This is a genomic window from Vreelandella xerophytica (assembly GCF_968048975.1).
This window is the reverse complement of record NZ_OZ309106.1, coordinates 3,433,761-3,456,578: the sequence shown is the minus strand read 5'-3', so window position 1 is coordinate 3,456,578 and position 22,818 is coordinate 3,433,761. Positions and strand designations below refer to the sequence as shown.

Here is a 22,818-nt window from a genome sequence, read left to right as displayed (position 1 = left end):
TGGTGACGATTGTGTTTCGACCGTTTTATATCGCAGGGGGCAGTCAGCTCGCCTGACGCTTCTTCATCCGATCCGCCAGTAATCGGGTCGCCTGATGGGCAATGGATGAAAGTCCGGGCTCTTCACGTTGAAGATGATCCACCAAACGATTTTTCATGCGCCGTGCCCAGAAGGTTTCGACATGATGACAGGTGGCGCTGGCAGCGGCCTCGTCGTCGCGTCCCCCGCCCAGGTTGGCGGCGATCTGGTTGATCATGTGAATCAGGTTGTCGTCGTGGGTCGACATGACGTTTCTCCTTGGCAGTGCGCCGATGCAGGGCGGTGGTAGATGACATGGCGCTTGCCGCGCGCATAGCCGACCAGCAGCAGGTTCGCCATCTGGGCCTGCTTGACGGCCAGCGCCGTGGCGGCGGAGACGGCCACCAGCGCACCGATACCGGCACTGGCACACTTGTGCACCATTTCATAGCTGGCTCGGCTGGACACCAGCACGAAGCCGCCCTCGAGCGCTACGTTATCGCGGGCCAGCGAACCGATGAGCTTATCCAGCGCGTTATGACGGCCCACGTCCTCGCGCACGCGCTCGATCCCCCCGTTCGCATTGCACCAGGCGGCGCCGTGTACCGCGCCGGTGGCCGCCTTTAACGGCTGGTGGTCGGCAAGCGCGGCAAGCGCGTGCGCGATGGCTTCATCTTCAAGCGCCGGTGCGTTGACCCGGGGGATAGGGCGAATCGCCTGGTCGAGCGCTTCGGTGCCGCAGAGCCCGCAACCCGTGCGCCCGGTCATGCTGCGCCGACGCTCTTTCAGCGACATCAGGCGCTGGGTGGCAATATTCAGGTGAACGGCCAGGCCGTTTTCTTCCTCCTTGACCTCCCAGTCGTAGCACTCGTGGGGGTGCGCGATGATGCCTTCGGTCAGACTGAAGCCCAGAGCCAGGTCCATAAGCTCATCAGGGCTTGCCATCATCACCGCGTGGGAAATACCGTTGTAGATCAGCGCGACCGGCATTTCCTGGGCCAGAGCGTCCTCCTCGACGCTGCCCTGCCAGCCATCGGGACACGTGCGCACCTCAATGGGCAGACGCACCAGGGCGTACTCTTCAGAAGGGCCGTTCATGGTGTCTCCTGCTGTGCCTTCGCAAGATACCCCTTCTGGGCCTGATCGAAGGCGCTGAAGCGTTGCTGCCAGGCGGAGGGCTGGCTGACTTTTTCTACCTGCACGGCGGTCACCTTGTATTCGGGGCAGTTGGTGGCCCAATCGGAGTTGTCGGTGGTGATCACGTTGGCCCCACTGCCGGGGTGGTGGAACGTCGTATAGACTACCCCAGGTTGCATGCGCTCGCTAAGCCGGGCGCGCAGCACTGTCTGCCCGGAGCGGCTGGTGATGCCCAGCCAGTCGCCGTCATTCACGCCGCGAAGCTCTGCGTCACTGGGGTGCAGCTCCAGCACGTCCTCGTCGTGCCAGTACTGGTTGTGGGTGCGCCGTGTCTGGGCGCCCACGTTGTACTGGCTGAGAATCCGCCCGGTGGTCAACAAAAGCGGGAAGCGCCGGTTGGCGCGCTCTTTAGTGGCCACGTACTCGGTGATCGCGAAGCGGCCAAGCCCGATGGGGAAGTTGAGTGCGTGCATGGTCGGCGTGCCGTGCGGGTTGTCGTCGTTGCAGGGCCACTGCAGGCTGCCGTACTGTTCGAGCTTTTGATAGCTGACGCCTGCAAAGCTCGGGGTGAGCGAGGCGATTTCATCCATGATCTCCGCAGGGTGGCCGTAGTGCATCGGGTAACCCAGCGCGTTGGCCAGGTCCTGAGTCACCTCCCAATCCTGCTTGCCGGCGACCGGGGCGGTCACCTTGCGCACCCGATTGATGCGCCGTTCGGCGTTGGTGAAGGTGCCGTCCTTCTCCAGAAAGGTCGAACCCGGCAGCAGCACGTGGGCGAACTTGGCCGTCTCGTTCAAGAAGATATCCTGCACGATCAGACAGTCCAGCGCGCGCAGCGCGGATTCGACGTGCTGGGTGTTGGGGTCGGACTGGGCGATGTCCTCGCCCTGCACGTAAAGCGCCTTGAAGGTGCCCTCGATGGCGGCGTCGAACATGTTGGGAATGCGCAGCCCCGGCTCGTCGTCGAGCTTCACGCCCCATACGCTCTCGAAGTTGCCACGGGCGATGGGGTCGGCCACGTGCTGGTAGCCCGGCAGCTCATGGGGGAAGGAGCCCATGTCACACGACCCCTGCACGTTGTTCTGGCCACGCAGCGGGTTCACCCCGACGCCTTCGCGGCCGATGTTGCCGGTGGCCATGGCCAGGTTGGCGATGCCCATCACCATGGTCGAGCCCTGGCTGTGCTCGGTCACGCCCAGCCCATAGTAGATCGCGCCGTTGGGGGCGCTCGCGTAGGTGCGTGCCGCCTGACGCACGGCTGCCGCGGGCACGCCGGTGATGAGCTCAGAGGCTTCCGGCGAATGGCGCGGCTCAGAGATAAACGCGCGCCAGCCTTGGTAGGCATCCGTATCGCAGCGTTTGGCGACGAAGTCGGTGTCCTCCAACCCTTCGGTGATCACCACGTGGGCCAGGGCGTTGACCAGCGCGACGTTGGTGCCCGGGCGCAGCGGCAGGTGCTGGGCCTCTTTTAAATGCGGCGTTTTCAGCAGATCGATACGGCGCGGGTCGGCGACGATCAGCTTCGCGCCCTGGCGCAGGCGCTTGCGCATCATCGAGCCAAACACCGGGTGGGCATCGGTGGGGTTGGCGCCGATCACGATGATCGCGTCGGACTTCATCACCGAATCAAACGTCTGGGTACCCGCGGATTCGCCCAGCGTGGTTTTCAGCCCGTAGCCGGTCGGCGAGTGGCAGACCCGGGCGCAGGTGTCGGTGTTGTTGTTGCCAAAGCCCGCGCGAATCAGCTTCTGCACCAGGTAGGTTTCCTCGTTGGTGCAGCGCGACGAGGTAATACCGCCGATGCTCTCGCGGCCATGCTCGGCCTGAATCGCTTTCAAGCGTTTCGCGGCAAAGCCGATGGCCTCTTCCCAGTTCACTTCCCGCCAGGGCTGGTCGATCGAGTCGCGAATCATCGGCGTGGTCAGCCGGTCCGGGTGAGTGGCATAACCGAAGGCGAAGCGTCCCTTCACGCAGGAGTGGCCGTGGTTCGCGTCGCCGCCCTTGTAGGGCACCATGCGAACGAGCTTGTCGCCCTTCATCTGGGCCTCGAACGAGCAGCCCACGCCGCAGTAGGCGCAGGTGGTCACCACGCTTCTGTCCGGCACGCCCTGGTCGATCACGCTCTTTTCCATCAGCGTAGCCGTGGGGCAGGCCTGCACGCAGGCCCCGCACGAGACACAGTCCGAGTCCATGAACGCCTCGTTCTGGCCCGCCGACACCTTGGATTCAAACCCGCGCCCGTCGATGGTCAGCGCGAAAGTGCCCTGGACTTCGTCGCAGGCGCGCACGCAGCGCGAGCAGACGATGCATTTGCTCGGATCAAACGTGAAGTAGGGGTTGGAGGTGTCCTTTTTGGCGTCCAGGTGGTTCTCGCCGCCAAAGCCGTAGCGTACTTCGCGCAGACCTACGCTGCCGGCCATGTCCTGAAGCTCGCAGTCGCCGTTGGCGGAGCAGGTCAGGCAATCCAGCGGATGATCGGAAATGTAGAGCTCCATGACGCCCCGGCGAAGCTTGGCCAGGCGTTCGTTTTGCGTCGTCACCTTCATGCCTTCGACCACCGGTGTGGTGCAGGAGGCGGGTAACCCCCGGCGGCCTTCGACCTCTACCGCGCAGAGCCGGCAGGAGCCGAAGGCCTCGAGGCTGTCCGTGGCGCAGAGCTTCGGGATACTGATGTCGGCGAGTGCCGCGGCGCGTAGAACGGAGGTGCCTTCCGGCACGCTGATGGCCACGCCGTCGATCTCGAGGCTCACCTGGGTCGTGCCTGGGCGAGCCGCCGGCGTGCCATAGTCCTTGCTGAAATCGACGCTGTTGGCCTGACGCCGGGGATCGAAATGTTCAATCATGAGAGTTCTCCGCTGGCCGAGCGCTGAAAATCTTCAGAAAAGTGGTTCAACGCGCTCTGCACCGGGAAGGGCGTCATGCCACCCATGGCGCAAAGCGAGCCATCCACCATCGTCTCGCATAAATCACCCAACAACGCGAGGTTGGCCTCGCGGTTCTCACCTTTGCGAATGCGGTCGATCACCTCCACGCCCCGGGTCGAGCCGATCCGGCACGGCGTGCATTTACCACACGACTCCACCTTGCAAAACTCCATCGAAAAACGCGCCTGCTCGGCCATATCGACGCTTTCATCGAACATCACCACGCCGCCGTGGCCCACCCCCGCGCCGACCGCGGCGAAGGTTTCGTAATCAAGCTTCATGTCCCACTGGCTTTCGGGCAGGTAGGCGCACAGCGGCCCGCCCACCTGCACCGCGCGCAAGGGCCTGCCGCTTAGCGTGCCGCCGCCGAACTCTTCCATCAGCGCTCGAAGCGTCGTGCCGAAGGCAAGCTCGACAAGGCCGCCGCGCTTGACATTACCCGCCAATTGCAGGGCCAGCGTACCCCGGGAGCGGCCCATGCCGTGGTCGGCGTAGGCCGCCGCGCCCTCGGCCAGAATGAACGGGATCGCCGCCAGCGACAGCACGTTGTTGACCACGGTGGGGCGGCCAAACAGGCCTTCGATGGCGGGCAGCGGCGGCTTGAAGCGCACCATGCCGCGCTTGCCCTCAAGGCTTTCCAGAAGCGAGGTCTCTTCGCCGCAGATATAGGCCCCAGCGCCCAGGCGTACTTCGAGATGAAACGCGCGCCCGCTTTCGCAGAGGTTATCGCCGAGATACCCGGCAACCTCGGCGCGGCGGATGGCCTCGTCCAATATCTCCTTGGCCAGCGGATACTCCGAGCGCAGGTAGATATAGCCTTGCGTCGCGCCTACCGCGAGCCCGGCGATGGCCATGCCCTCGATCAGCATGTAGGGGTCGCACTCCATGGCCAGCCGGTCGGCGAAGGTGCCGGAGTCGCCCTCATCCGCATTACACACGATGTACTTTTGCTCCGACGGCGCATCCAGCACCGTCTGCCACTTGATGCCGGTGGGGAACGCCGCGCCGCCGCGCCCGCGAAGTCCAGAGGCTTTCACTTCCTCGACGATGGCCTGGGGCGATAGTGTGAGTGCGGCCTCGAGGCCCTTGAAGCCGCGATGGGCGCGGTAGTCGTCCAGGCAAAGCGGGTTGGTGATGCCGATGCGCGCAAAAGTGAGGCGCTGCTGGCGGGCGAGATAATCGATCTCCTCCGTCAGGCCAAGTGCCAAGGGATGGTCGGTATGGCCTTCGAGCAGGCCATTATCGAGCAGAGCGGGTACATCAGCAGGTGTGACCGGCCCATAGGCAATGCGGCCTTGCGGGGTTTCCACCTCGACCAGTGGTTCCAGCCAGAAAAGCCCACGCGAGCCGTTGCGCACCAGGGTGATGGACGCGTTACGGGCGGCCGCCTCGCGCTCAAGGCGCCTTGCGACGGCATCGGCGCCGAGCGCCAGGGCGGTGGTGTCGCGGGGAACGAAGACGCGAATGCTCATGCCATCACCTCCAGCGTTTGGGTCTGCAGCTCATCCAGCAGGTCATCGAAGGCCTCCGGCGTGACGCGCCCGCGCACCTGGTCATCCACGCGGATCGACGGGCCGCAGGCGCAGTTGCCCAGGCAGTAGACGGCTTCCAGGGTGATTTCCTGATCGGGCGTCGTCTGGTGGTAGTCGATGCCCAGGCGCGCCTTGACGTGGGCTTCGAGCGCTCGTGCGCCCACCGATTGACACGCCTCGGCGCGACAGATCTGCACCACGTGGCGCCCCGGCGGGGTAGTACGGAAGTGATGATAGAAACTGATGACGCCGTGCACCTCGGCGCGGGTCTGCTGTAGCGAGTCGGCGATCAAGGGGACGGCATCGGTGGGGATGAACCCGAAGCGGTCCTGAAGGGCGTGGAGAATCGGCAGCAGCGCGCCCGGTTTATGTTTGAGCGCGTCGATCTCAGCCTGAATCGACTGCAACGACCATTGTGGAGACGAGTTCATCGTGTCTCTCCTGGTGCGGTTTGTTATCGGTTAAATATGCACGCCTTTGCTTATTTTCTAATGACGGTCGAATTGGGCGTGCACCACGGTCACTGCCACGCTAGCATCAAGCCAACAACGACAAAATATGAAAGATGATGCCAATGAATAAAATCACCGTCATTCCCACCTGGTGCTTTCGCGACGAGACGGGAAAGCAGGTGGATTTACAGCTACTTCGCCTGTTGGGCGCGGTGTATCGGCGGGGCAAGTTAACCCAGGCCGCTTTGGATGTGGGTATCTCATACCGGCATGCCTGGAACTTGTTGCGCCAGGGGGATGCGTTTTTTGGCGTGGCGCTGGTGGAGCTACAGCGCGGTAAGGGCGCGCAGCTATCCAAGTTGGGCGAGACGCTTCTATGGGCCGAGCAGCGCGCCGTCGCCCGCCTTGGCCCGCAGCTGGAAAGCCTGGGCTCGGAGCTCAATCTGGCCATACAGCGCGAGCAGCAGGGCGCGCTTTCCATACTGCGCCTGCATGCAAGCCACGGTTTCGCCGTGGAGCTTCTGCCCAGACACCTGGAAACGCTGCCGCTGGATTTGCAGTACTGCAGCCCGCAGGAGTCGTTGGCTGCGCTCAACCGGAGTGCGTGCGATGTGGCCGGGTTTCACCTGCCGCGTGGCTCGGTGGGTGAGCGTATCCGCCAAACCTATCAAGGGCTTTTAAAACCTCAACAGCACCGGGTGATCGGCTTCATCGCCCGCACCCAGGGGTTGATGGTGGCGCCCGGCAACCCGTTCGGCATTCAGGGCGTGGCTTCTCTGGCCGGTAAAAACATACGGTTCGTCAATCGGCAGGTCTCCTCGGGTACGCGCTCGCTACTCGACTGCCTTTTGGACGGGGCGGGAGTGGCCAGCGCCGACATCAAAGGATTCGAGATCGAGGAGTTCACCCACTCCGCCGTGGCGGCCTACGTGGCCGCCGGCATGGCGGACGTGGGCTTTGGCGTGGAAGCCGCCGCCCAGAAGTTCGGGCTCGATTTCATCCCGCTGGCCATCGAGGACTATTTGCTCGCCTGCCGCCACTCCTCCCTGAAAGAGCCGCGCTTGCAAGCGTTTCTGGAAATATTGCGAGGTGAGGCTTTTCAGGACGCGGTGCGGGGGCTGCCGGGGTATAGCCCCAGCCGGTGTGGTGAAATTATCCAAGTGGCGAATCTGCTGTAGAGGCGTCCAGCCCTGAACCGCCAAGGGCGTGCCGTTTGGCACGTCCTTGGCGTCATTGCATGTAAAACGCACACGGCTAGTTACCCGACCACCCCATGAAAATGGGCACGTACACCACCAGCAGCAGCACGCCGATCAGCCCCAGAAGATACGGGATGATCGCGCGGGTGATCCGCTCCAGCGGCAGCTGGGTAACCGAGGAGGCCACGTACAGGTTGATCGCCACCGGCGGGGTGATCATGCCGATCGAAAGCCCCACGACGATGATCAGGCCGAAGTGGATGGGGTCTATCCCTAATTGCAGCACCAGCGGCAGCAGCACCGGGGTAAGGATGATCAAGGCGCTTGCCGTTTCGATGAACACGCCGGTGAGCAGGATCACCGCGACCACCAGCAGCATGACGATCAACGGGTTGGTGGAGAGCGACAGCACCGACTGGGCGATGGCGCCGGGCACCTGCCAGCTCGAGAGCGTCCAGCTCAGCACCGCCGACATGGCAATCACCAGCATGATCACCGCCGTGGTCATCGCCGAACGAATCAAGAGCTTGTACACCTGGGGCAGGGTCAGATCACGGTAGACGAACAGTGACACCAGCAGCGCGTAGTTCACTGCCACCACGGCGGCCTCGGACGGCGTGAAAATCCCGGTAAAGATACCGCCCAGAATGATCACCGGGGTCATCAGGCCCCAACTGGCGGATTTGAACGTACGCCAGATGGTGGCCACGGAGAGCGGCGTGCCCTTGGGGTACTGGCGCTTGTAAGCCTGAACAATGGCAATCGCCATCAACCCAAGCCCCATGGCCAGACCGGGCAGGAAACCGTTCAGAAACAGCTTGGAGACCGACTGCTGGGCGATCACCGCATAGATGATCATGGGCACCGAGGGCGGAATGACCACCCCGATGGTGCCGCTCGCGGCAATCAGGCTCGCCGCCGAGGCCGGGTCGTATCCCTTGCGCTTGAGTTCCGGCACCAGGCTCGAGCCCACCGCTGCCGTGGTGGCCGCACCCGAACCCGAAATGGCGGCAAAGAACATGCCCGCCATCACCGAGACGATCGACAACCCCCCGCGCAGAAAGCCCACCAGCGAATCCGCAAAGCTCACCAGGCGCTCGCTCACCTTGCCCTGAGCCATCAGGTCGCCGGCCAGGATGAACATGGGAATGGCCACCAGCGCGAAGGAGTTGATGCCCTGGAACATCTGCTGGGTGACCACCATCAGTGGCACGCCGGATTGATACAGCGCATAGAGCGAGCTTGCGCCTATGGCAAAGGCGATGGGCACGCCCAGAAGCATCAACAGAAAGAACAGCCCGAAGAGAAGTAGCGTCATGGTGTCTGTTCTCCCATGGGCTTTCTGGGCTCACCTTCGAGGATGATTTCAAGAAGGTCCACCAGCGCATACCAGGCCATGATGGCCGCGCTGATCGGCATGACCGCGTAGACGTAAGACATGGGTATGCGCAGCGAGGCGGATTTCTGGAAGCTCTGCACCTGCATGTAGCGCTGTCCGATCACGATCAGTGTGATCATGAAGGCGATGACCGCGAGCACGGCAACAAAGCGCGCCCCCTGGCGAAGTTTTACGGGCAGAGCGTCCACGGCGAAGGTCACGGCAATGTGATGGCCACGCTGAAAGGCCAGCGTGCCGGCCAGAAAGGTGATCCAGATCAGCAGAAACCGAGCGACCTCTTCGGTCCAGCCGACGGCCGTGAAAAACACCCGCGAGACGATCTGCAGGGTGATCACGCCGATCAGGGCTGCCATGCCGAGAAACACGATGGGTTTGAGCGCGCCGTCCAGGCCGCGCTCGATGGCTCTCAAAAACGATACGATGGGACTCAACGTCGCTGTTAGAAACGAGCTTGACGACATGGTCACTTACTCAACCGCCTCTTGAATGCGCGGCAGGTAGTCGCCGAACTGCTGGCCGTACTGCTCGTAGACCGGCGCCACGGCAGACTGGAACGCCTCGATATCCGGGGACTCATCAATCTCCATACCCGCATCTGCAAGGGCGGCCAACTGCTCGGCTTCCATCTCGGCGTTTTGCGCGCGCGCATAGGCGGAGGCCTCTTGAGCGGCATCACGTACCAGCGTTTGTGCCTCTTCCGGCAGCGCGTTCCACTTGGGCAGGCTCATCACGAACAGGGCCGGGGCGTAGATATGGCGCGTCATGGTCAGGTAATCCTGGGTCTCGGCCAGGTTGAACGCATAGATGGCGTTGATCGGATTTTCCTGGCCGTCGATGGTGCCCTGCTGAAGAGCGGTCAAGGCTTCTGTCCAGGCCATGGGCACGGCGTTGGCGCCGAGTGCGCGGAAGGTATCCACGTACACTTCGTTTTCGATCACGCGCAGGCGCAGGCCGTCCAGGTCATCCGGTGCGTGGATGGCATTGCGGCTGTTGGTGATGTTGCGAAAGCCGCGCTCGGCAAACGCCAGGCCTTTCAGGTTCACGTCTTCCAGCTTGTCGAGAATTTCCTGGCCGATCTCGCCGTCGAGTACTTCATAAGCTGCGTTTGCCGTGGGAAAGAGAAAGGGCAGCTCGAACACCGAGAATTCGTCGACGAAGTTGGCCACCGGGCCGTTGGTGATCACGCCCATATCCACGGTACCGATCTGCATGCCCTCTAGAAGGGTGCGCTCATCGCCCAGGCTTGCGTTGGGGAAGATCTCTACACTGATGGCGCCGTCGCTCTGCTCGCTTAGAATCTCCTGAAAGCGGGTCGCGGCAATATGGTAGGTATCGTCGCTGTTCACCACATGCGCCAGGCGCAGCGACGTTTGCGGAATCTCCGCCGTGGCAGCGCCGCTGACGGTAAACAGGCCGGTGGTAGCCAGCGCCAGCGCCAGATGCTTGATGCCGAAAGGGCGTGAGCAAGAGCGTAAACGTGAGCAGGAATGTAAAGAAGGGGCGTGTTCCACGTGTTCTCCTCGGATGATCCGCATTAAGAGTGTTTGAAGGCATTATAAAGCCGCGTGCGCCTACTTTATCGGTTTTGGCGCACAATTCCCCGTTTGCAATACCACTATTAGTCGAAAGGATAAAAACAGCTCACCCGCGCTTGAGCGAGGCCGCCGTTGGCGTTAGCCTGCTTGGCCCGCACCGCTGCCTTCCTCGGTCGGCAAGCGTGTTTAACGGTCATGTGGTAACTTTATATTCGCTGTAGCTAAATTAAAATAGGTAAGGCCGCCATAGACGCTGGGCCGCTCAACAGGTAGAGATCATGGATACGCTGATTAACGAGCTTGAAAACATCGTCGGTAAAAAAGGGGTACTGCTGGGGGAGGACGTTGCTCAGCGTAGCGTTGACTGGTTTACCAAAGCCCCTTGCGAGGCGAAGGCAATCATTCGCCCGCAAAGCACCGAGCAACTGAGCCAGGTAATGGCGGCCTGCCACGCGGCCAAACAAGCGGTCGTGACCCACGGCGGCTTGACCGGCGTGGTGCATGGGGCGGTAGCAAGCCCCAATGAGCTGGTGGTATCGCTGGAGCTGATGAATCAGATCGAATCCGTCGATTCGGTGGGCTCGACCATGCAGGTGCAGGCCGGCGCCACGCTTCAGCGCGTGCAGGAAGCCGCCCAGGAGATCGATATGCAGTTCCCGCTGGATCTCGGCGCGCGGGGCTCCTGCACCATTGGCGGCAACATTGCCACCAACGCCGGCGGCATTCGGGTGATTCGTTACGGCATGATGCGCCAGCAGGTGCTCGGGCTCGAGGCGGTCTTGAGCGACGGCACCGTGGTCAGCTCCATGAACACCATGCTCAAGAACAACGCCGGCTATGATTTGAAGCAGCTCTTCATCGGCAGCGAAGGCACCTTGGGCATTGTCACCCGCGCGGTGCTGCGCCTTCAGCCCAACATGCCCAGCGAACAGACGGCGCTGGTCGCGGTGCCCTCGTTCGAGGCACTCACCGGGCTTTTGAAGCAGGCCTCCAAGGAACTCGCCAATAGCCTTAGCGCCTTTGAAGCGCTCTGGAACAACCACTACGCCCTGATGACCAGTGAAGCCACCAAGCATGCCGAGATCCTTGCCGGCGATTCCCCTTTCTACGCCATCATCGAAACCCTGGGTAGCGATGAAGAGAAGGATGCCGAAGCCTTCGCCCAGGTGCTGGAACAGGCGCTCGAAGAGGGGCTGATTACAGACGCGGTACTGGCCAATTCCAGCACTCAGCGCCAGGGCATCTGGGACATTCGCGAAGACATCGAAACCCTGGTGTACGAGTTGAACCCGATGTTCTCGTTTGATATCAGCCTGCCCATCGCGCATATGGACGAGTACGTCACCACGCTTGAAGAGAAGCTCGAGGCGCAGTGGCCGGGTATCGCCAAGATCGTGGTGTTCGGCCACCTGGGCGATGGCAACCTGCACATCATGATTACCGTGCGCGACGCAAACCCGCACAGCCGCCGCGCGGTGGAAGAGGCAGTGTACGGCACGCTGACCCAGTACAGCGGCTCCATCTCCGCCGAACACGGCGTCGGCCTGGAAAAGCGCGACTACCTGAGGCTTTCACGCACGCCGGAAGAGATCGACCTGATGAAGCGCATGAAGCTGGCGCTGGACCCCAAGGGGCTCTTGAACCCGGGTAAGATCCTCGCCTAGTGAAGGTGACCACTGCATAAAAAACGCCCCGGCCTTGAGCCGGGGCGTTTGATCGTAGGCAATGCTGTGGCAGTAACTTACTCCGCCAGCGCCTCGCGAATACGCGGCAGGTAGTCACCGAACTGTTCGCCGTATTGTTCGTAAATCGGCTCGACGGCGGCCTGGAACGCTTCGATATCGGGAGATGCGTTGATCTCCATGCCGGCTTCTTTCAGCGACGCCAGCTGTTCGGCCTCCATATCGGCGTTGAGCTGACGCTCATACTCCGCGGCCTCCTGGGCGGCAGCTTTCAGCACGGCTTGCGCCTGTTCCGGTAACTGGTTCCATGCGGGCATGCCCATCACGAAAATGGCCGGCGCGTAGGTATGGCGCGAAAGGGTCATGTAGTTCTGGGTCTCGTTCAGCTTGAACGAGTGCACCACGTTCACCGGATTCTCCTGACCATCGATGGTGCCTTGCTGCATCGCGGTCAGCGCTTCGTTCCAGGCCATGGGAATGGCGTTGGCACCGAGTGCACGAAAGGTATCCGTATACACCGGGTTCTCCATCACGCGAATGCGCAGGCCGTCCATGTCGTCTGGCGAGTTCACCGCGCGCTCGCTGTTGGTCAGGTTACGAAAGCCGCGCTCGGCATAGGCCAGACCCTTCAGGTTCACATCACTGAGCTTGTCCAGAAGTTCCTGGCCGATCTCGCCATCCAGCACGCCGTAGGCGGCCTCGGGCGAGGGGAAGAGGAACGGCAGTTCGAATACCGCCATTTCCTCGACGAAGTTGGCCACCGGCCCGTTGGTGATCACGCCCATATCCACGGTGCCAATCTGCATGCCTTCTAAAAGGGTGCGCTCATCGCCCAGGCTGGCGTTGGGGTAGATGTCGATAGTGACCTTACCGTCCGTGCGTTCTTCGACCAGCTCCTCGAATTTGGCCGCCGCCAGGTGAAAGCCATCCTGCTCGTTCACCACGTGGGCCAGGCGCAGGGTCACGGGGTTCATGTCGTCGAAATCGGCCGCGTGGGTTGTACCCACGGCTGCCAGGGAAAGGGCGAGGGTCAGCGTGCTCAGCGTAAAGGTTTTCATTTTTATGGGGTTCCAGATCAACAGAGTGCGGAAGTGCTCCCCGAGCATGCCCCAACCGAGGGAAAACGGTCAATCACCCGCCGCTCACCACGTGCGATTGGCTGGACAGCGCCCGCCCACACAGGTAGGATACGCCCCCTAAGCGCCCGTAGCTCAGTTGGATAGAGTATCGGCCTCCGAAGCCGAGGGTCGCAGGTTCAAATCCTGCCGGGCGCGCCAGAATTGATAAAAAGGACCTGCGAGTGATCGCAGGTCCTTTTTTGTTATCTGTGATCGTTCTTCATAGAATTGACAAGTATTACGGGGCGCCTGTTTAGTCCTGAAATAAATATCAATCTACTTCAGGACTAGGCACAGATCTTTCAATATGTAGGAAAGAGCGAAGCTGCGCTTTCGCGAAAAGCACGGAGAATGGGTGATTCGTCCGAGCGCCGCCATGCTAATGCCACTTGAACGGGTGGTGGGTCATCCACTATTTCTAGGTAACTGACTTCAGGCATATTTAAGTTACGGACCACGCTCGGAACGATTGATATACCCATGTTGGCACTTACCAACCCCATAATTGTATGAATTTGTGTTGCCTGTTGAGCCACGCGGGGGACGAAGCCCGCTCTCTCACACATGGCAATAATTCGGGAATAAAACAGCGGACTCATGTGCTGTGAAAAGAGAATAAACCTTTCCTCAGACAGCTTCTCAAGCTCGACACTGCCACGCCCGGCCAGTGGATGACTGGCCGGTACGGCCAGAATAAACGCCTCGTTACAGAGAATATGCGTGTCCAGGCAGATATCTGAAATTGGTGGCCGCAGAATACCCACGTCTAGTTTCTCAGCTTGCAGCCCCATGATTTGATCGGCAATGGTCATCTCCGATAGATCCAGTTCCACCCCGGGGTAAAGATCCCGAAAATGGCGTAGCACCCTAGGGGTAATGCCGTAAGTCGAAGAGTGAATGAAACCTATCGTCAGCCGACCAGCTTCCCCGGCATTGACGCGCTTTACCTCGTTCGCAGCGTGGTCGATGTCGGCAACGATTTGGCAAGCACGTGTATAAAAGTGCCGACCGGCTGAGGTAAGCATCACTTTTCGCTGTGTTCGTTCAAGCAGCATTACCCCAAGTCTCTCTTCCAATTGCTTGATTTGGCGCGTTAACGCGGGCTGAGCAATATGCAATTGCTGGGCAGCACGACCAAAGTGCAGCTCTTCCGCGACACAGATGAAAGATTTTAGTAACCGAGTCTCGATCATATTTTTTGATGCCGAACAGGCATTAATAGTGAACAAATAAGATATTGGATGAATCAAAAGGACGCAAGCTAGCCTTACATAACTATAAAAAAATAAGGAGAAATACGTGGCTCTAGGATTCAAGGTACTCACAGGACACCAGCGCAGCGACAAAGCGCTTATCGACGCCTTTTCTAAGGTACCGACCGCTATTATTAGCGACAACCTCAACCGAATGGCTGCGGCCGGGCCGCGAGTAAGGCCTATGCATGCTGGCGGGGGACTAGCCGGCACGGCACTTACCGTCAAGACACGCCCCGGTGATAATCTGATGATCCATAAGGCCGCCGATATTGCTGAACCGGGGGATGTCCTCGTTGTTGATGGTGGGGAAGATTTGACCAATGCCTTGATTGGCGAGCTTATCGTGACGCACGCCCGCTCTCGCGGTGTTGTGGGGTTTGTCATCAATGGCGCAGCTCGAGACATTGACGTTATTGGTGCCGACACATTCCCTGTTTATGCCGGGGGAATCAGTCATCGAGGGCCCTATAAAGATGGCCCCGGTGAAATCAATGTGCCTATCGCATTAGATGGCATGATTATCGAGCCTGGCGACATTATCATCGGCGATCTTGATGGGGTTGTTTCAATTCCTCGTTTAGAAGCCGATGCGGTTCTGGAAGCCTGCCTTCAACAGTTAGAAAAAGAAGCGAATACCCTCCAAGCCATCAATGGAAGTGGTTGGGATCGTAGCTGGGTAGACGAAATACTCAGAGCAAAGGGGTGTGAAGGTGTGTAACTTTCGTTATTGATAAAATACCAGCGCCACTGAACTAGCGAAAATTTAATAACAATTATTTCGGAGTGAACAGTGAAAATTAAAAAAGGACTCATCCTCGTTATTGGCCTTGCCACCACACTTAGTGTTGTCTCTGCGCAGGCAGAATGGGCACCTCAAAAGCCCATCCAAATCACAGTCGGTTTTGCACCAGGGGGCGGCACTGACCAAACGGCACGCCTTATAGCTTCGGCCGCTCAGGAGTTTTTTCCTGTACCGCTGACGGTCGTCAATCGCCCAGGGGCATCGGGAACGCTTGCCGCTGAACTGGTCGCCAATGCCGAGCCAGATGGTTATACCATGCTCGTGGCTGGCGGCAGTGAGAGCACTTCGGTACCTAACCATATGGAAACCGGCTATAGCCTCGACGACTTCCGCGGCGTGCTGCGTGTCAATCGCGAACATATGGTGATTGTCAGTAAAGCCGGCAATGGTCTCGATAGCATTGAGGCCGTTGTGGAATACGCCAAGGAAAACCCGGGAGAACTGGTTTATGCCTCATCAGGCCCCGCAGGCGTTCTGCACTCGGCCTTCTTGGTCTTCGAAAGAGAAGCAGGTATCAGCATGAAGCATGTGCCCTATCAGGGCGGATCCCCCTCGCTTTCGGCCCTGCTTGGCAACCATGTTGATTTGGCCATCATTACCCCAGGGGATGCGGCTTCGCAGGTTGAAGCTGGCAATGTGATCGCACTGGCCACAACGTCTGACAAGGCTGAACAGCTTCCCAACGTGCCCTCGCTCACCGAATTGGGTTACAACGTCAATCTGGAAAATATGAAAGGTCTCGTTGTTCCAGCCGAAACGCCTGATGAAGTAGTCGAGTATCTCGAAACACGCTTTACTCAAGCGATGGAGTCAGACACTTTCAAGACACTAGCCGAACGCGGCAATATCACACCAGGGTACTTATCGGGCGAGGCGTTCCAGCAGTCGATGTCCGAAATGTCGGCGTCCATCGGCAATGCGCTGAGCAATGACGAAAGTACGAGCAGCAACGAGCAGGCGAACTAGATGAACAAAGCGCGCCTTCTCGGAGCCTTCTTCTGCATAGCGTCGATTCTGTTCTTGGTATTTCTGGTCCCTCAGGTTGGCGCTAACAGTGGAAGCCGCTTCGGAAGTCTCTCTTTCTATTCGGTTGGGCCCACGGCATTACCCTATTTTTCCGGAGCGTTGGTGCTGTTTTTCAGCATCGCCGTGATGGTCAGTCCTGGGTCGGTGGAAAAAGAGGCGCCAGGCGAAGAAGACAGTGAGGCAAGGGCTACGCCAGAGGGAGGCAGTAGTACCTGGCGTGGTCTACTCTTTGCCGCCATCATGCTCATTTACTCAATCAGCATGTTTACCTTGGGCTTTCAGCTAGCTTCCACCGCCTTTCTTGCCGTGATCTTTCTCGTCTACCGGCCAGGTTCCTGGAAGATAGCCCTGGCGGTGACACTTATCGTCCCCTTCGGCATCGACCTATTGCTGCGAGAAGCTTTTCGCATCCCCTTGCCTTCCGGAATGCTGTTTTAGACCTGTTCCGATAACGCGTTTGTGAGGTCACCATGGATCCTATGCTTCAGGCCTTTTATGGCCTTATGGAGCCAGTTACGCTCCTGACGTTGCTAGTCTCCGTCATAATCGGCCTTGTGATTGGCGCGATACCTGGGCTATCGGTCAATATCGCTGTGGCCCTGGCCGTGCCTTTGACCATTTTTATGCCTACCAGCCAAGCGCTGGTGACTCTGATCGGCTTATATGGCGCGGGCGTTTTTGGCGGTTCCATATCAGCTATTCTACTCAATGCCCCTGGTACGCCTGCCTCGGCGGCTACCATCTTCGATGGCTTTCCTATGGCCAAGCAGGGGCTCGCTACTAAGGCATTGCGCATAGCGCTGGTTGCCTCAGTATTCGGTGCAATCTTCAGCATCATCCTGTTGATGCTGTTGGCTCCTCAGTTGGCCAACTTCGCCCTGCGCTTTGGGCCTGTAGAAATCGCATCGCTGCTGTTTTTCACTTTCCTCATAATCGGTGTGCTCTCGGGTGGATCGATGTTAAAAGGCCTGTTGTCAGCGTCAATCGGCATGGTGTTGGCCATGGTTGGCACCGACCCGATGTTGGGCATGCCGCGTTTCACGTTTGGCTCTACTTCACTGATGGATGGACTGACCTACGTGCCACTGCTGGTCGGGCTCTTCGCGCTTGCCGAAATCATCGACGAGGGCACACGTGGGTTCTCACGTCTTAAGCAGAAGATCGATCTGCGCAAGGAAGACGCCAAAGCCAACCATCTTTCACTGCTCGATTTGCGGCGTATAGGTCTACCAATGTTACGAGCATCGTCCATTGGTTCCAGCATTGGCATATTGCCAGGCATCGGTGCGACTATCGCCTCCTTCATCGCTTATGCAGACGTCAAGCGTTCTAGTCGCGATTCCAGCAAGTTTGGCAAGGGAGATATACGTGGTGTCGCCGCCTCGGAGAGCGCCAATAATGCCGTCGTTGGGGCGACATTCATTCCAACCCTAGCGCTGGGAATTCCTGGCGATGCGGTAACGGCAATTCTGCTGGGGGCTTTGATACTTCAGGGGGTAACGCCGGGGCCGCTGATTTTCATCAACTCGCCAGAAATCGTGTACACCATCTATTTTGCTCTGCTCGCCTCGACCCTGTTGATGGCTGTCTTCGGTTATTTTGCCGTACGCCCGCTCGCCAAGACCTTGCACATACCTAAAGTGTATCTCATGCCCTGCGTCGCGCTCATATGTGTGGCAGGCAGCTATGTAGCACGCAATAACATTATCGACGTGTACGTCATGTTGGGAGCGGGGGTGCTGGGCTTCATATTCAACCGCACGTCAGTGCCCGTAGCTCCATTACTCATCACTTTCATTATCACACCTCCTTTCGAGCAAGCGCTGCGGCAGGCTCTAACCCGCTCAGAAGGCTCCTTTATGCCATTTCTGACTAATCCCGTTGCATTAACGCTTATAGCGGCTGCCGTTGCGCTGCTTGCACTATCTCTGCGCCGCGAGCGGCTTGCGCGGCGTGCGTCTCTATCAGCAAATAAGTGAGGACTCGAGAAATGAACACGGCAGTCGGATTTATCGGTCTAGGCGTTATGGGTGCTGGCATGGCCAAGAATATTATCGAGGCGGGCATTCCGGTTACAATAACCACCTCTTCCCCTCAAAAAGCGGAAACCTTTCTTCAGCTCGGCGCCCATATCGTCACCACCCCTCGTGAAGTAGCTGACAGCGTACAACTCATTGTTACCTGCGTGCCTGATGCCGCCTCTCTACGCACCATTATCTCAGGACCTGAAGGCATTGCTGCAGATAGCTGGCGGGATGGACTGTTGCTCGACTGCAGTACCATCGCACCTTTCGAGGCCGAAGAGATGGCCGCGCGTCTTGGTGAAATAGGCGCTCAGCTCATTGATGGCCCGGTAAGCGGAGGCCGCAAGGGAGCTGAGAGCGGCACGCTGACTATCATGTGCGGTGGTGAAGCGGTATTGATCGAGCGCGCACGCCACGTTCTAGAAGCTATGGGCAAGAATATCCATCATGTCGGCCCACTCGGCGCCGGCCAAACAGTGAAGGCCTGTAACCAGTTGATGGTGGCTGTAAATTTAATGGGCGTTTGCGAGGCCATCGCTATGGCCCGTTCGGCAGGAGTTGATCCCAAGTTAATGCAACAAGTGCTCTCGACTGGCGCAGCCCGCAGCGGTGTGCTTGAGGCACATGGTCAGCGTTACATCGATAACCAGCTTGAGGGCGGCTTCCGCTCGGATCTGATGAAAAAGGATCTTGGCATTGCCACCGCTGTTGGCACCCATTATCAGCGTACTCAGCCAGCCACCACCTTGGCACATCAGCTCATGCAGGCCTCGTGCAACTCTGGCTTCGCCCATCTCGACAGTGCTGCTCTCGGGCTTCTCTACGACAGGCTCAATGGCACCGACTCCAGGAGTAACAACGAATGACAGACAACTTCTCAGTGAAGCAGCTGCGAGCCTTTTCAAACAGCGTCTTCGAAGCCAGCGGTCTGACTAGACAAGATGCCGCCACTGTAACTGATGTACTCATTCACGCGGATCTACGCGGTCATGCATCTCATGGGTTAACTCGCATTCCTATTTATGCTGAGCGCATTCACGCTGGGGTAGTCAACGCCCATCCCAACATTCAGATAAACCGGCCTGCCCCCGCATTCATTATGGTAGATGCCGACAATGCCCCCGGCCCCGTGGCGAGCTTGGCAGCCGTCGAGGCCGCCATCGATACAGCCAGAGACGAAGGCGTCTGTGCTTGCGTGGTAGCCCACAGCAACCATAACGGCCCCGGCTCCTATTACGCCGAAAAGGCCATTGAAGCGGGCTGCATCTTCATCGGCATGACTAACGCTCCGCCCTCCATGGCAGTATTCGGCGGAAGACAAGCAGTGATTGGAACCAATCCTTTCACTTTCGCCTCGCCCACACAGGATGCAACCCCACTACTGCTCGATATGGCCACATCGGTCGTGGCGCGGGGTAAGATCGTCGAAAGCGCTAAGCGTAAGGAATCCATCCCCGAGGGCTGGGCATTGAATAGCGAAGGTAAGCCCACTACGGATGCTCAAGCCGCTGAACAAGGTGTGGTGCTGCCCTTCGGCGGACCCAAGGGCTCAGCTATGGCGATCATGGGCGAGACGCTGTGTGGTGTGCTCGCTGGTGGGCGTTTCGCCGGTTCGATGGGCAACCTCTATAGCGATTTTGAGACACCACAAGATATTGGCCATTTCTTTCTGGTCATCGACACCTCGCGCACCCATCTCGGCGTAGACTATGCGCCCCGCGTCTCCCAGCTGTGCGATGAGCTCAAGATGAGCGCTCCCGCAGAGGGCTTCTCGGAAATTAAGATGCCCGGCGAGGTCGAGAACGAGCGCTCGATAAGGATGAGCGAAAGCGGCATCTCGCTACCGCCCAATGTCGTCGCGGATCTCGATGAAATTGCCCAAAAGCTTGGCGCCGCTGTGCTGGGGGAGTTCGCCGCTGGGTAATCCCCCCTAGAAACCAGAGTGCTCAAAAGTAGAATTTTCCGTAAGCTAAACGCAAGGAGATTCTGTATGAAAAAAATCACGCTTTTCTGATAGCTGTAGGGCCTCGGATGATCGGATCGCCTATAGCAGTTACCGATAATTAATTAAGCCTTCTCTAGGGAAGGCGCATAAAATCGAGGGGGTAATAAAGAGGCTACTTAAAAGCAGCCATTGAGGACAGCAGGGGGACATTATGGCCCCTTACTTAGCCACCTGAGGCAGCTAAGTAAGGTGGAGATGTCACCTTCATACTTAATAGTAAGGCCGACAGCGTTTTGCCGTGACCATCCAAGTTAAGTGCGCCGTTGACACCCCCTTGTAGCGCATCATCCAGAACTAAGTTCATTCCATTGAGATGAGGTAGTAAGTAGCGGGTCACGTGACTAACGCCACGGTGCTCAAATAGAGCGGCCACGTTTGATTCTGACAGTTGATCAATGAGCCATGAATAGTGAGACGCTTGATACACGAAAACCGCTAAGCTTAGCCGGTCGCCTTTATCGCCTGCTCGGGCATGGGCGTAGCGGTGCAACAGTTCACTCATGACCCTCTCCTTCATGCAGTGTTACAGCGGGAACAACCTGCTGCCTCGGTACCAGATAAGAGGCGGTTTTTAACCTCTGTGTATGGTGGCGTCGTACGCCGCCGCCGCCCGCTGGGCCGCAGCAATAGAGTGCCAATAACTCCTGCGTTGCTAGCTCTACTACGCGTTTGTCAGCATGCTCTACAGCAAGGCGAAGGCGAATATCGCTTGCTGTTGCTTCTCTGTTTTGAGCATTCAGGTGGGCGTCGCCATCAAAAACGCTAGAAACACCAATCAAGTCGTATCGAGCGCGTAGATCGACGGGGCAGCGTAATGCCAACCGCTGACGCAGCGTCTCTCTGGCGAGGTGTGCTCTGGCGAAAGCATTAGGACCAGCATAGGAGATCTCTGCTTCGCCTTGGTAGCCAGCGAGGAAGCTAACGGTAGTTTTTAAACGCGCTGGCGCTGGTTTGCCCCGCACGCCGATAACCTCAACACGATCTTTGGCCAGTTGCTTTATGCGAACGTGCTCAAGATCAATGACCACATCCGGTGTGATGTAAGCACCTGGATTGTGAATTTCATATAACAGCTGTTCTTTTACCGTTTGCTCAGTGACCAAGCCGCCCGTGCCCGGGGGTTTGGTCACAATGAGTCGTCCATTACGTTCGACTTCTACAAGGGGATAACCCAGCGAGGCCATGCCTGGTACGTCTTTGAACCCAGGATCAGCAAAGTATCCGCCGGTCACTTGTGTGCCACACTCAATTAAATGACCTGCTAATGCCCCGGCTGCCCGTCTGTCCCAATCATCGCTTGCCCAGTCGTGGTGGTAGCAGAGCGGGGCAAGCGCCAGCGAGGGGTCGGCCACGCGTCCTGTGATCACGACTTGTGCCCCTTGGGTCATTGCCTCTATCAAAGCATCCGCGCCGAGATAAACATTAGCGGCAACGACTTGCTCTAGGGTTGAAAGCGCACGTTTTTCGCCCTCCCAGGCCAGCCAGTCGAGCTCATGCAGGCGATCTCTTACGTCATCGCCTTGAATAGTTGCCAGGCAGGCCTGAGGGTGGCCTAAACGTTTGGCCAACTGCTGAATTCGACGGCATGCAGCATTAGGATTAGCGGCACCAAAGTTACCCAAAATCGTAATGTGGTTAACTAGGCAGTCGCTTAGAACGGGCGATAAAAACTCTTCTAATAGAGGCTCATCGCCGCTGTCAGGGTCTTTGATGCGGCGCAACTGGGCAGCGGCCAGCGTACGCTCTCCCAGTGTTTCGAACATAAGCGCACGAGGTGCATCATAAGACATGAGAGCATCGACCAGCGGCCTAGCCGCATCCGTACGATCACCAGAGAAGCCTGCGCCGCAACCTACTACAACCGTCATAATGCACCTCCCGAGTTAGCGGAGGTGGTAAGCGCTAGAAATCGCCGCGCTTCTGACGCACTCATAATCCGGCGTCCAGTCGCTTCTATACGGGCTTTGGTCTCAGTGACTAGCTCGGCATTGCTTGTCGCGAGTTGGCCATCCGCTCGCCATAGATTATTTTCAAAGCCTACTCGGGCATGGCCTCCTTGCCGGGCAGCCAGTGCTAAGCAGTCACCTTCGGTAGGTCCAAAGGCGCAGACCGCCCAATGGTCACCCGCCATTAATGCCAGTAGGAAACTCGGTAGTCGATTGGGGTCGGCAATGGGCGGATCAGCATATCGCCCAAGCACGAAGAGTAACAAAGCTGGGCCGCTAGGTAGGCTACCTTGCTGTCTTAATTGATTGAAATAATTAAGGTCTTCAGGCGAGTAAACAATGTATTGAATATGAGTGCCACGACTTGCCATGTAAAGACACAGCTCGCCACTGGCTTGAGCCTCATGAGCATCGCCGAACCATTCACGCACCGCGATAGAAACGTATTCCGGCTGTAGTGCCTCAATCACACCACGTTGTTCTGGGGGAGAATAACGCCCTCCTGCTTCGCTGGTGACTTGAAGCAACAATTGATCACCCACCGCTTCCGTAATAGCGCTAATGGCATCACGGTATGCTCCAGCATCAAGTCGATGACGCCCGTCTGCTTCACGTACGTGCACATGCATGGCTGCGGCTCCTGCCGCCAGGCATTGTCGGGCATCCCGTGCAAGCTCCTCTGGAGTGAGCGGAATGGCCGGGTGATCTTGGTAGACGCGCCGAGCGCCATTGGGAGCCACCATCAGTAAACAGGGTGAGAGAC

At 58.6% G+C, this 22,818-nt stretch carries 21 protein-coding genes and 1 tRNA gene; 9 read left to right on the top strand and 13 right to left on the bottom strand.

All coding sequences use genetic code 11. The annotated features are described in order from the left end of the window. Positions 1–43: 43 nt before the first annotated feature. Genes ACWF8S_RS16170 through ACWF8S_RS16150 form a run of 5 tightly spaced genes read right to left on the bottom strand, consistent with a single transcriptional unit; the run spans position 44 to position 6,042 of the window. Positions 44–286, bottom strand: a complete 243-nt coding sequence (locus ACWF8S_RS16170) for a formate dehydrogenase subunit delta (protein WP_447554460.1) — start codon at positions 284–286, stop codon at positions 44–46. After that, a complete protein-coding gene (gene fdhD, locus ACWF8S_RS16165) occupies positions 262–1,116 on the bottom strand; it encodes a formate dehydrogenase accessory sulfurtransferase FdhD (RefSeq protein WP_447554459.1) in 855 nt (284 codons plus the stop codon). Before fdhD ends, ACWF8S_RS16170 begins: the two co-directional genes overlap by 25 nt. Next, positions 1,113–3,998 carry a formate dehydrogenase subunit alpha gene (fdhF, locus tag ACWF8S_RS16160; RefSeq protein WP_447554458.1) on the bottom strand — a complete coding sequence of 962 codons (2,886 nt, stop codon included), beginning with the start codon at positions 3,996–3,998 and terminating at the stop codon, positions 1,113–1,115. Before fdhF ends, fdhD begins: the two co-directional genes overlap by 4 nt. Next, on the bottom strand, positions 3,995–5,551 hold the full coding sequence (locus tag ACWF8S_RS16155; RefSeq protein ID WP_447554457.1) for a formate dehydrogenase beta subunit: 1,557 nt from the start codon (positions 5,549–5,551) through the stop codon (positions 3,995–3,997). The genes fdhF and ACWF8S_RS16155 overlap by 4 nt, the downstream gene beginning before the upstream one ends. Next, entirely contained in the window at positions 5,548–6,042 is a 495-nt protein-coding gene (locus tag ACWF8S_RS16150) for a formate dehydrogenase subunit gamma (protein WP_447554456.1), read from the bottom strand. The genes ACWF8S_RS16155 and ACWF8S_RS16150 overlap by 4 nt, the downstream gene beginning before the upstream one ends. Before the next feature lie 143 nt (positions 6,043–6,185). On the opposite strand from ACWF8S_RS16150, the gene ACWF8S_RS16145 reads away from it, so the two are divergent. Further along, entirely contained in the window at positions 6,186–7,241 is a 1,056-nt protein-coding gene (locus ACWF8S_RS16145) for a substrate-binding domain-containing protein (protein ID WP_447554455.1), read from the top strand. Between the two features lie 76 nt (positions 7,242–7,317). Here the strand turns inward: ACWF8S_RS16145 and ACWF8S_RS16140 are convergent, their stop codons facing one another. The 3 genes from ACWF8S_RS16140 to ACWF8S_RS16130 are packed head-to-tail and all read right to left on the bottom strand — an operon-like array spanning position 7,318 to position 10,172. Then, positions 7,318–8,580 (bottom strand): TRAP transporter large permease, encoded by a 1,263-nt coding sequence (locus tag ACWF8S_RS16140; RefSeq protein ID WP_447554454.1) that lies wholly within the window; start codon positions 8,578–8,580, stop codon positions 7,318–7,320. Beyond that, a complete protein-coding gene (locus ACWF8S_RS16135; protein WP_447554453.1) occupies positions 8,577–9,122 on the bottom strand; it encodes a TRAP transporter small permease in 546 nt (181 codons plus the stop codon). Before ACWF8S_RS16135 ends, ACWF8S_RS16140 begins: the two co-directional genes overlap by 4 nt. A gap of 6 nt (positions 9,123–9,128) precedes the next feature. Then, entirely contained in the window at positions 9,129–10,172 is a 1,044-nt protein-coding gene (locus ACWF8S_RS16130; protein ID WP_447554452.1) for a TRAP transporter substrate-binding protein, read from the bottom strand. A gap of 302 nt (positions 10,173–10,474) precedes the next feature. Between ACWF8S_RS16130 and ACWF8S_RS16125 the strand changes: the two genes are divergently transcribed. Continuing rightward, entirely contained in the window at positions 10,475–11,860 is a 1,386-nt protein-coding gene (locus ACWF8S_RS16125; protein WP_447554451.1) for an FAD-binding oxidoreductase, read from the top strand. 77 nt (positions 11,861–11,937) lie between these two features. Here the strand turns inward: ACWF8S_RS16125 and ACWF8S_RS16120 are convergent, their stop codons facing one another. Then, positions 11,938–12,936: a TRAP transporter substrate-binding protein gene (locus ACWF8S_RS16120; RefSeq protein ID WP_447554450.1), complete on the bottom strand. Its 999-nt coding sequence runs from the start codon at positions 12,934–12,936 to the stop codon at positions 11,938–11,940. Between the two features lie 142 nt (positions 12,937–13,078). Between ACWF8S_RS16120 and ACWF8S_RS16115 the strand changes: the two genes are divergently transcribed. Then, positions 13,079–13,155 (top strand) — tRNA-Arg (locus ACWF8S_RS16115). A gap of 143 nt (positions 13,156–13,298) precedes the next feature. On the opposite strand, the gene ACWF8S_RS16110 is transcribed toward ACWF8S_RS16115, so the two are convergent. Then, complete coding sequence (locus ACWF8S_RS16110) at positions 13,299–14,189, bottom strand: LysR family transcriptional regulator (protein WP_447554449.1); 891 nt, start codon at positions 14,187–14,189, stop codon at positions 13,299–13,301. A 106-nt stretch (positions 14,190–14,295) separates the two neighbouring features. On the opposite strand from ACWF8S_RS16110, the gene ACWF8S_RS16105 reads away from it, so the two are divergent. From ACWF8S_RS16105 to ACWF8S_RS16080, 6 genes are all read left to right on the top strand, one after another. Then, on the top strand, positions 14,296–14,970 hold the full coding sequence (locus ACWF8S_RS16105) for an RraA family protein (protein ID WP_447554447.1): 675 nt from the start codon (positions 14,296–14,298) through the stop codon (positions 14,968–14,970). Positions 14,971–15,042: 72 nt separating this feature from the next. Further along, on the top strand, positions 15,043–16,020 hold the full coding sequence (locus ACWF8S_RS16100) for a Bug family tripartite tricarboxylate transporter substrate binding protein (protein ID WP_447554446.1): 978 nt from the start codon (positions 15,043–15,045) through the stop codon (positions 16,018–16,020). Next, positions 16,021–16,518 carry a tripartite tricarboxylate transporter TctB family protein gene (locus ACWF8S_RS16095; protein WP_447554445.1) on the top strand — a complete coding sequence of 166 codons (498 nt, stop codon included), beginning with the start codon at positions 16,021–16,023 and terminating at the stop codon, positions 16,516–16,518. A gap of 32 nt (positions 16,519–16,550) precedes the next feature. Continuing rightward, entirely contained in the window at positions 16,551–18,059 is a 1,509-nt protein-coding gene (locus ACWF8S_RS16090; protein WP_447554444.1) for a tripartite tricarboxylate transporter permease, read from the top strand. Between the two features lie 11 nt (positions 18,060–18,070). Next, complete coding sequence (locus ACWF8S_RS16085; protein WP_447554443.1) at positions 18,071–18,970, top strand: NAD(P)-dependent oxidoreductase; 900 nt, start codon at positions 18,071–18,073, stop codon at positions 18,968–18,970. Beyond that, a complete protein-coding gene (locus tag ACWF8S_RS16080) occupies positions 18,967–20,028 on the top strand; it encodes an Ldh family oxidoreductase (protein ID WP_447554442.1) in 1,062 nt (353 codons plus the stop codon). Before ACWF8S_RS16085 ends, ACWF8S_RS16080 begins: the two co-directional genes overlap by 4 nt. A 244-nt stretch (positions 20,029–20,272) precedes the next feature. Here the strand turns inward: ACWF8S_RS16080 and ACWF8S_RS16075 are convergent, their stop codons facing one another. Genes ACWF8S_RS16075 through ACWF8S_RS16065 form a run of 3 tightly spaced genes read right to left on the bottom strand, consistent with a single transcriptional unit; the run spans position 20,273 to position 22,798 of the window. Next, positions 20,273–20,611, bottom strand: a complete 339-nt coding sequence (locus tag ACWF8S_RS16075; RefSeq protein ID WP_447554441.1) for an AtuA-related protein — start codon at positions 20,609–20,611, stop codon at positions 20,273–20,275. Continuing rightward, positions 20,604–21,977: an acyclic terpene utilization AtuA family protein gene (locus ACWF8S_RS16070; protein ID WP_447554440.1), complete on the bottom strand. Its 1,374-nt coding sequence runs from the start codon at positions 21,975–21,977 to the stop codon at positions 20,604–20,606. The genes ACWF8S_RS16075 and ACWF8S_RS16070 overlap by 8 nt, the downstream gene beginning before the upstream one ends. Continuing rightward, entirely contained in the window at positions 21,974–22,798 is an 825-nt protein-coding gene (locus ACWF8S_RS16065; protein ID WP_447556618.1) for a 3-keto-5-aminohexanoate cleavage protein, read from the bottom strand. Before ACWF8S_RS16065 ends, ACWF8S_RS16070 begins: the two co-directional genes overlap by 4 nt. Positions 22,799–22,818: the final 20 nt, after the last annotated feature.

What these genes read in the sequence shown, in the direction of transcription:
- ACWF8S_RS16170 (WP_447554460.1), bottom strand. Translation starts at nt 286, where the DNA reads ATGTCGACCCACGACGACAACCTGATTCACATGATCAACCAGATCGCC.
- fdhD (WP_447554459.1), bottom strand. Translation starts at nt 1,116, where the DNA reads ATGAACGGCCCTTCTGAAGAGTACGCCCTGGTGCGTCTGCCCATTGAG.
- fdhF (WP_447554458.1), bottom strand. Translation starts at nt 3,998, where the DNA reads ATGATTGAACATTTCGATCCCCGGCGTCAGGCCAACAGCGTCGATTTC.
- ACWF8S_RS16155 (WP_447554457.1), bottom strand. Translation starts at nt 5,551, where the DNA reads ATGAGCATTCGCGTCTTCGTTCCCCGCGACACCACCGCCCTGGCGCTC.
- ACWF8S_RS16150 (WP_447554456.1), bottom strand. Translation starts at nt 6,042, where the DNA reads ATGAACTCGTCTCCACAATGGTCGTTGCAGTCGATTCAGGCTGAGATC.
- ACWF8S_RS16145 (WP_447554455.1), top strand. Translation starts at nt 6,186, where the DNA reads ATGAATAAAATCACCGTCATTCCCACCTGGTGCTTTCGCGACGAGACG.
- ACWF8S_RS16140 (WP_447554454.1), bottom strand. Translation starts at nt 8,580, where the DNA reads ATGACGCTACTTCTCTTCGGGCTGTTCTTTCTGTTGATGCTTCTGGGC.
- ACWF8S_RS16135 (WP_447554453.1), bottom strand. Translation starts at nt 9,122, where the DNA reads ATGTCGTCAAGCTCGTTTCTAACAGCGACGTTGAGTCCCATCGTATCG.
- ACWF8S_RS16125 (WP_447554451.1), top strand. Translation starts at nt 10,475, where the DNA reads ATGGATACGCTGATTAACGAGCTTGAAAACATCGTCGGTAAAAAAGGG.
- ACWF8S_RS16120 (WP_447554450.1), bottom strand. Translation starts at nt 12,936, where the DNA reads ATGAAAACCTTTACGCTGAGCACGCTGACCCTCGCCCTTTCCCTGGCA.
- ACWF8S_RS16110 (WP_447554449.1), bottom strand. Translation starts at nt 14,189, where the DNA reads ATGATCGAGACTCGGTTACTAAAATCTTTCATCTGTGTCGCGGAAGAG.
- ACWF8S_RS16095 (WP_447554445.1), top strand. Translation starts at nt 16,021, where the DNA reads ATGAACAAAGCGCGCCTTCTCGGAGCCTTCTTCTGCATAGCGTCGATT.
- ACWF8S_RS16090 (WP_447554444.1), top strand. Translation starts at nt 16,551, where the DNA reads ATGGATCCTATGCTTCAGGCCTTTTATGGCCTTATGGAGCCAGTTACG.
- ACWF8S_RS16085 (WP_447554443.1), top strand. Translation starts at nt 18,071, where the DNA reads ATGAACACGGCAGTCGGATTTATCGGTCTAGGCGTTATGGGTGCTGGC.
- ACWF8S_RS16080 (WP_447554442.1), top strand. Translation starts at nt 18,967, where the DNA reads ATGACAGACAACTTCTCAGTGAAGCAGCTGCGAGCCTTTTCAAACAGC.
- ACWF8S_RS16075 (WP_447554441.1), bottom strand. Translation starts at nt 20,611, where the DNA reads ATGAGTGAACTGTTGCACCGCTACGCCCATGCCCGAGCAGGCGATAAA.
- ACWF8S_RS16070 (WP_447554440.1), bottom strand. Translation starts at nt 21,977, where the DNA reads ATGACGGTTGTAGTAGGTTGCGGCGCAGGCTTCTCTGGTGATCGTACG.
- ACWF8S_RS16065 (WP_447556618.1), bottom strand. Translation starts at nt 22,798, where the DNA reads ATGGTGGCTCCCAATGGCGCTCGGCGCGTCTACCAAGATCACCCGGCC.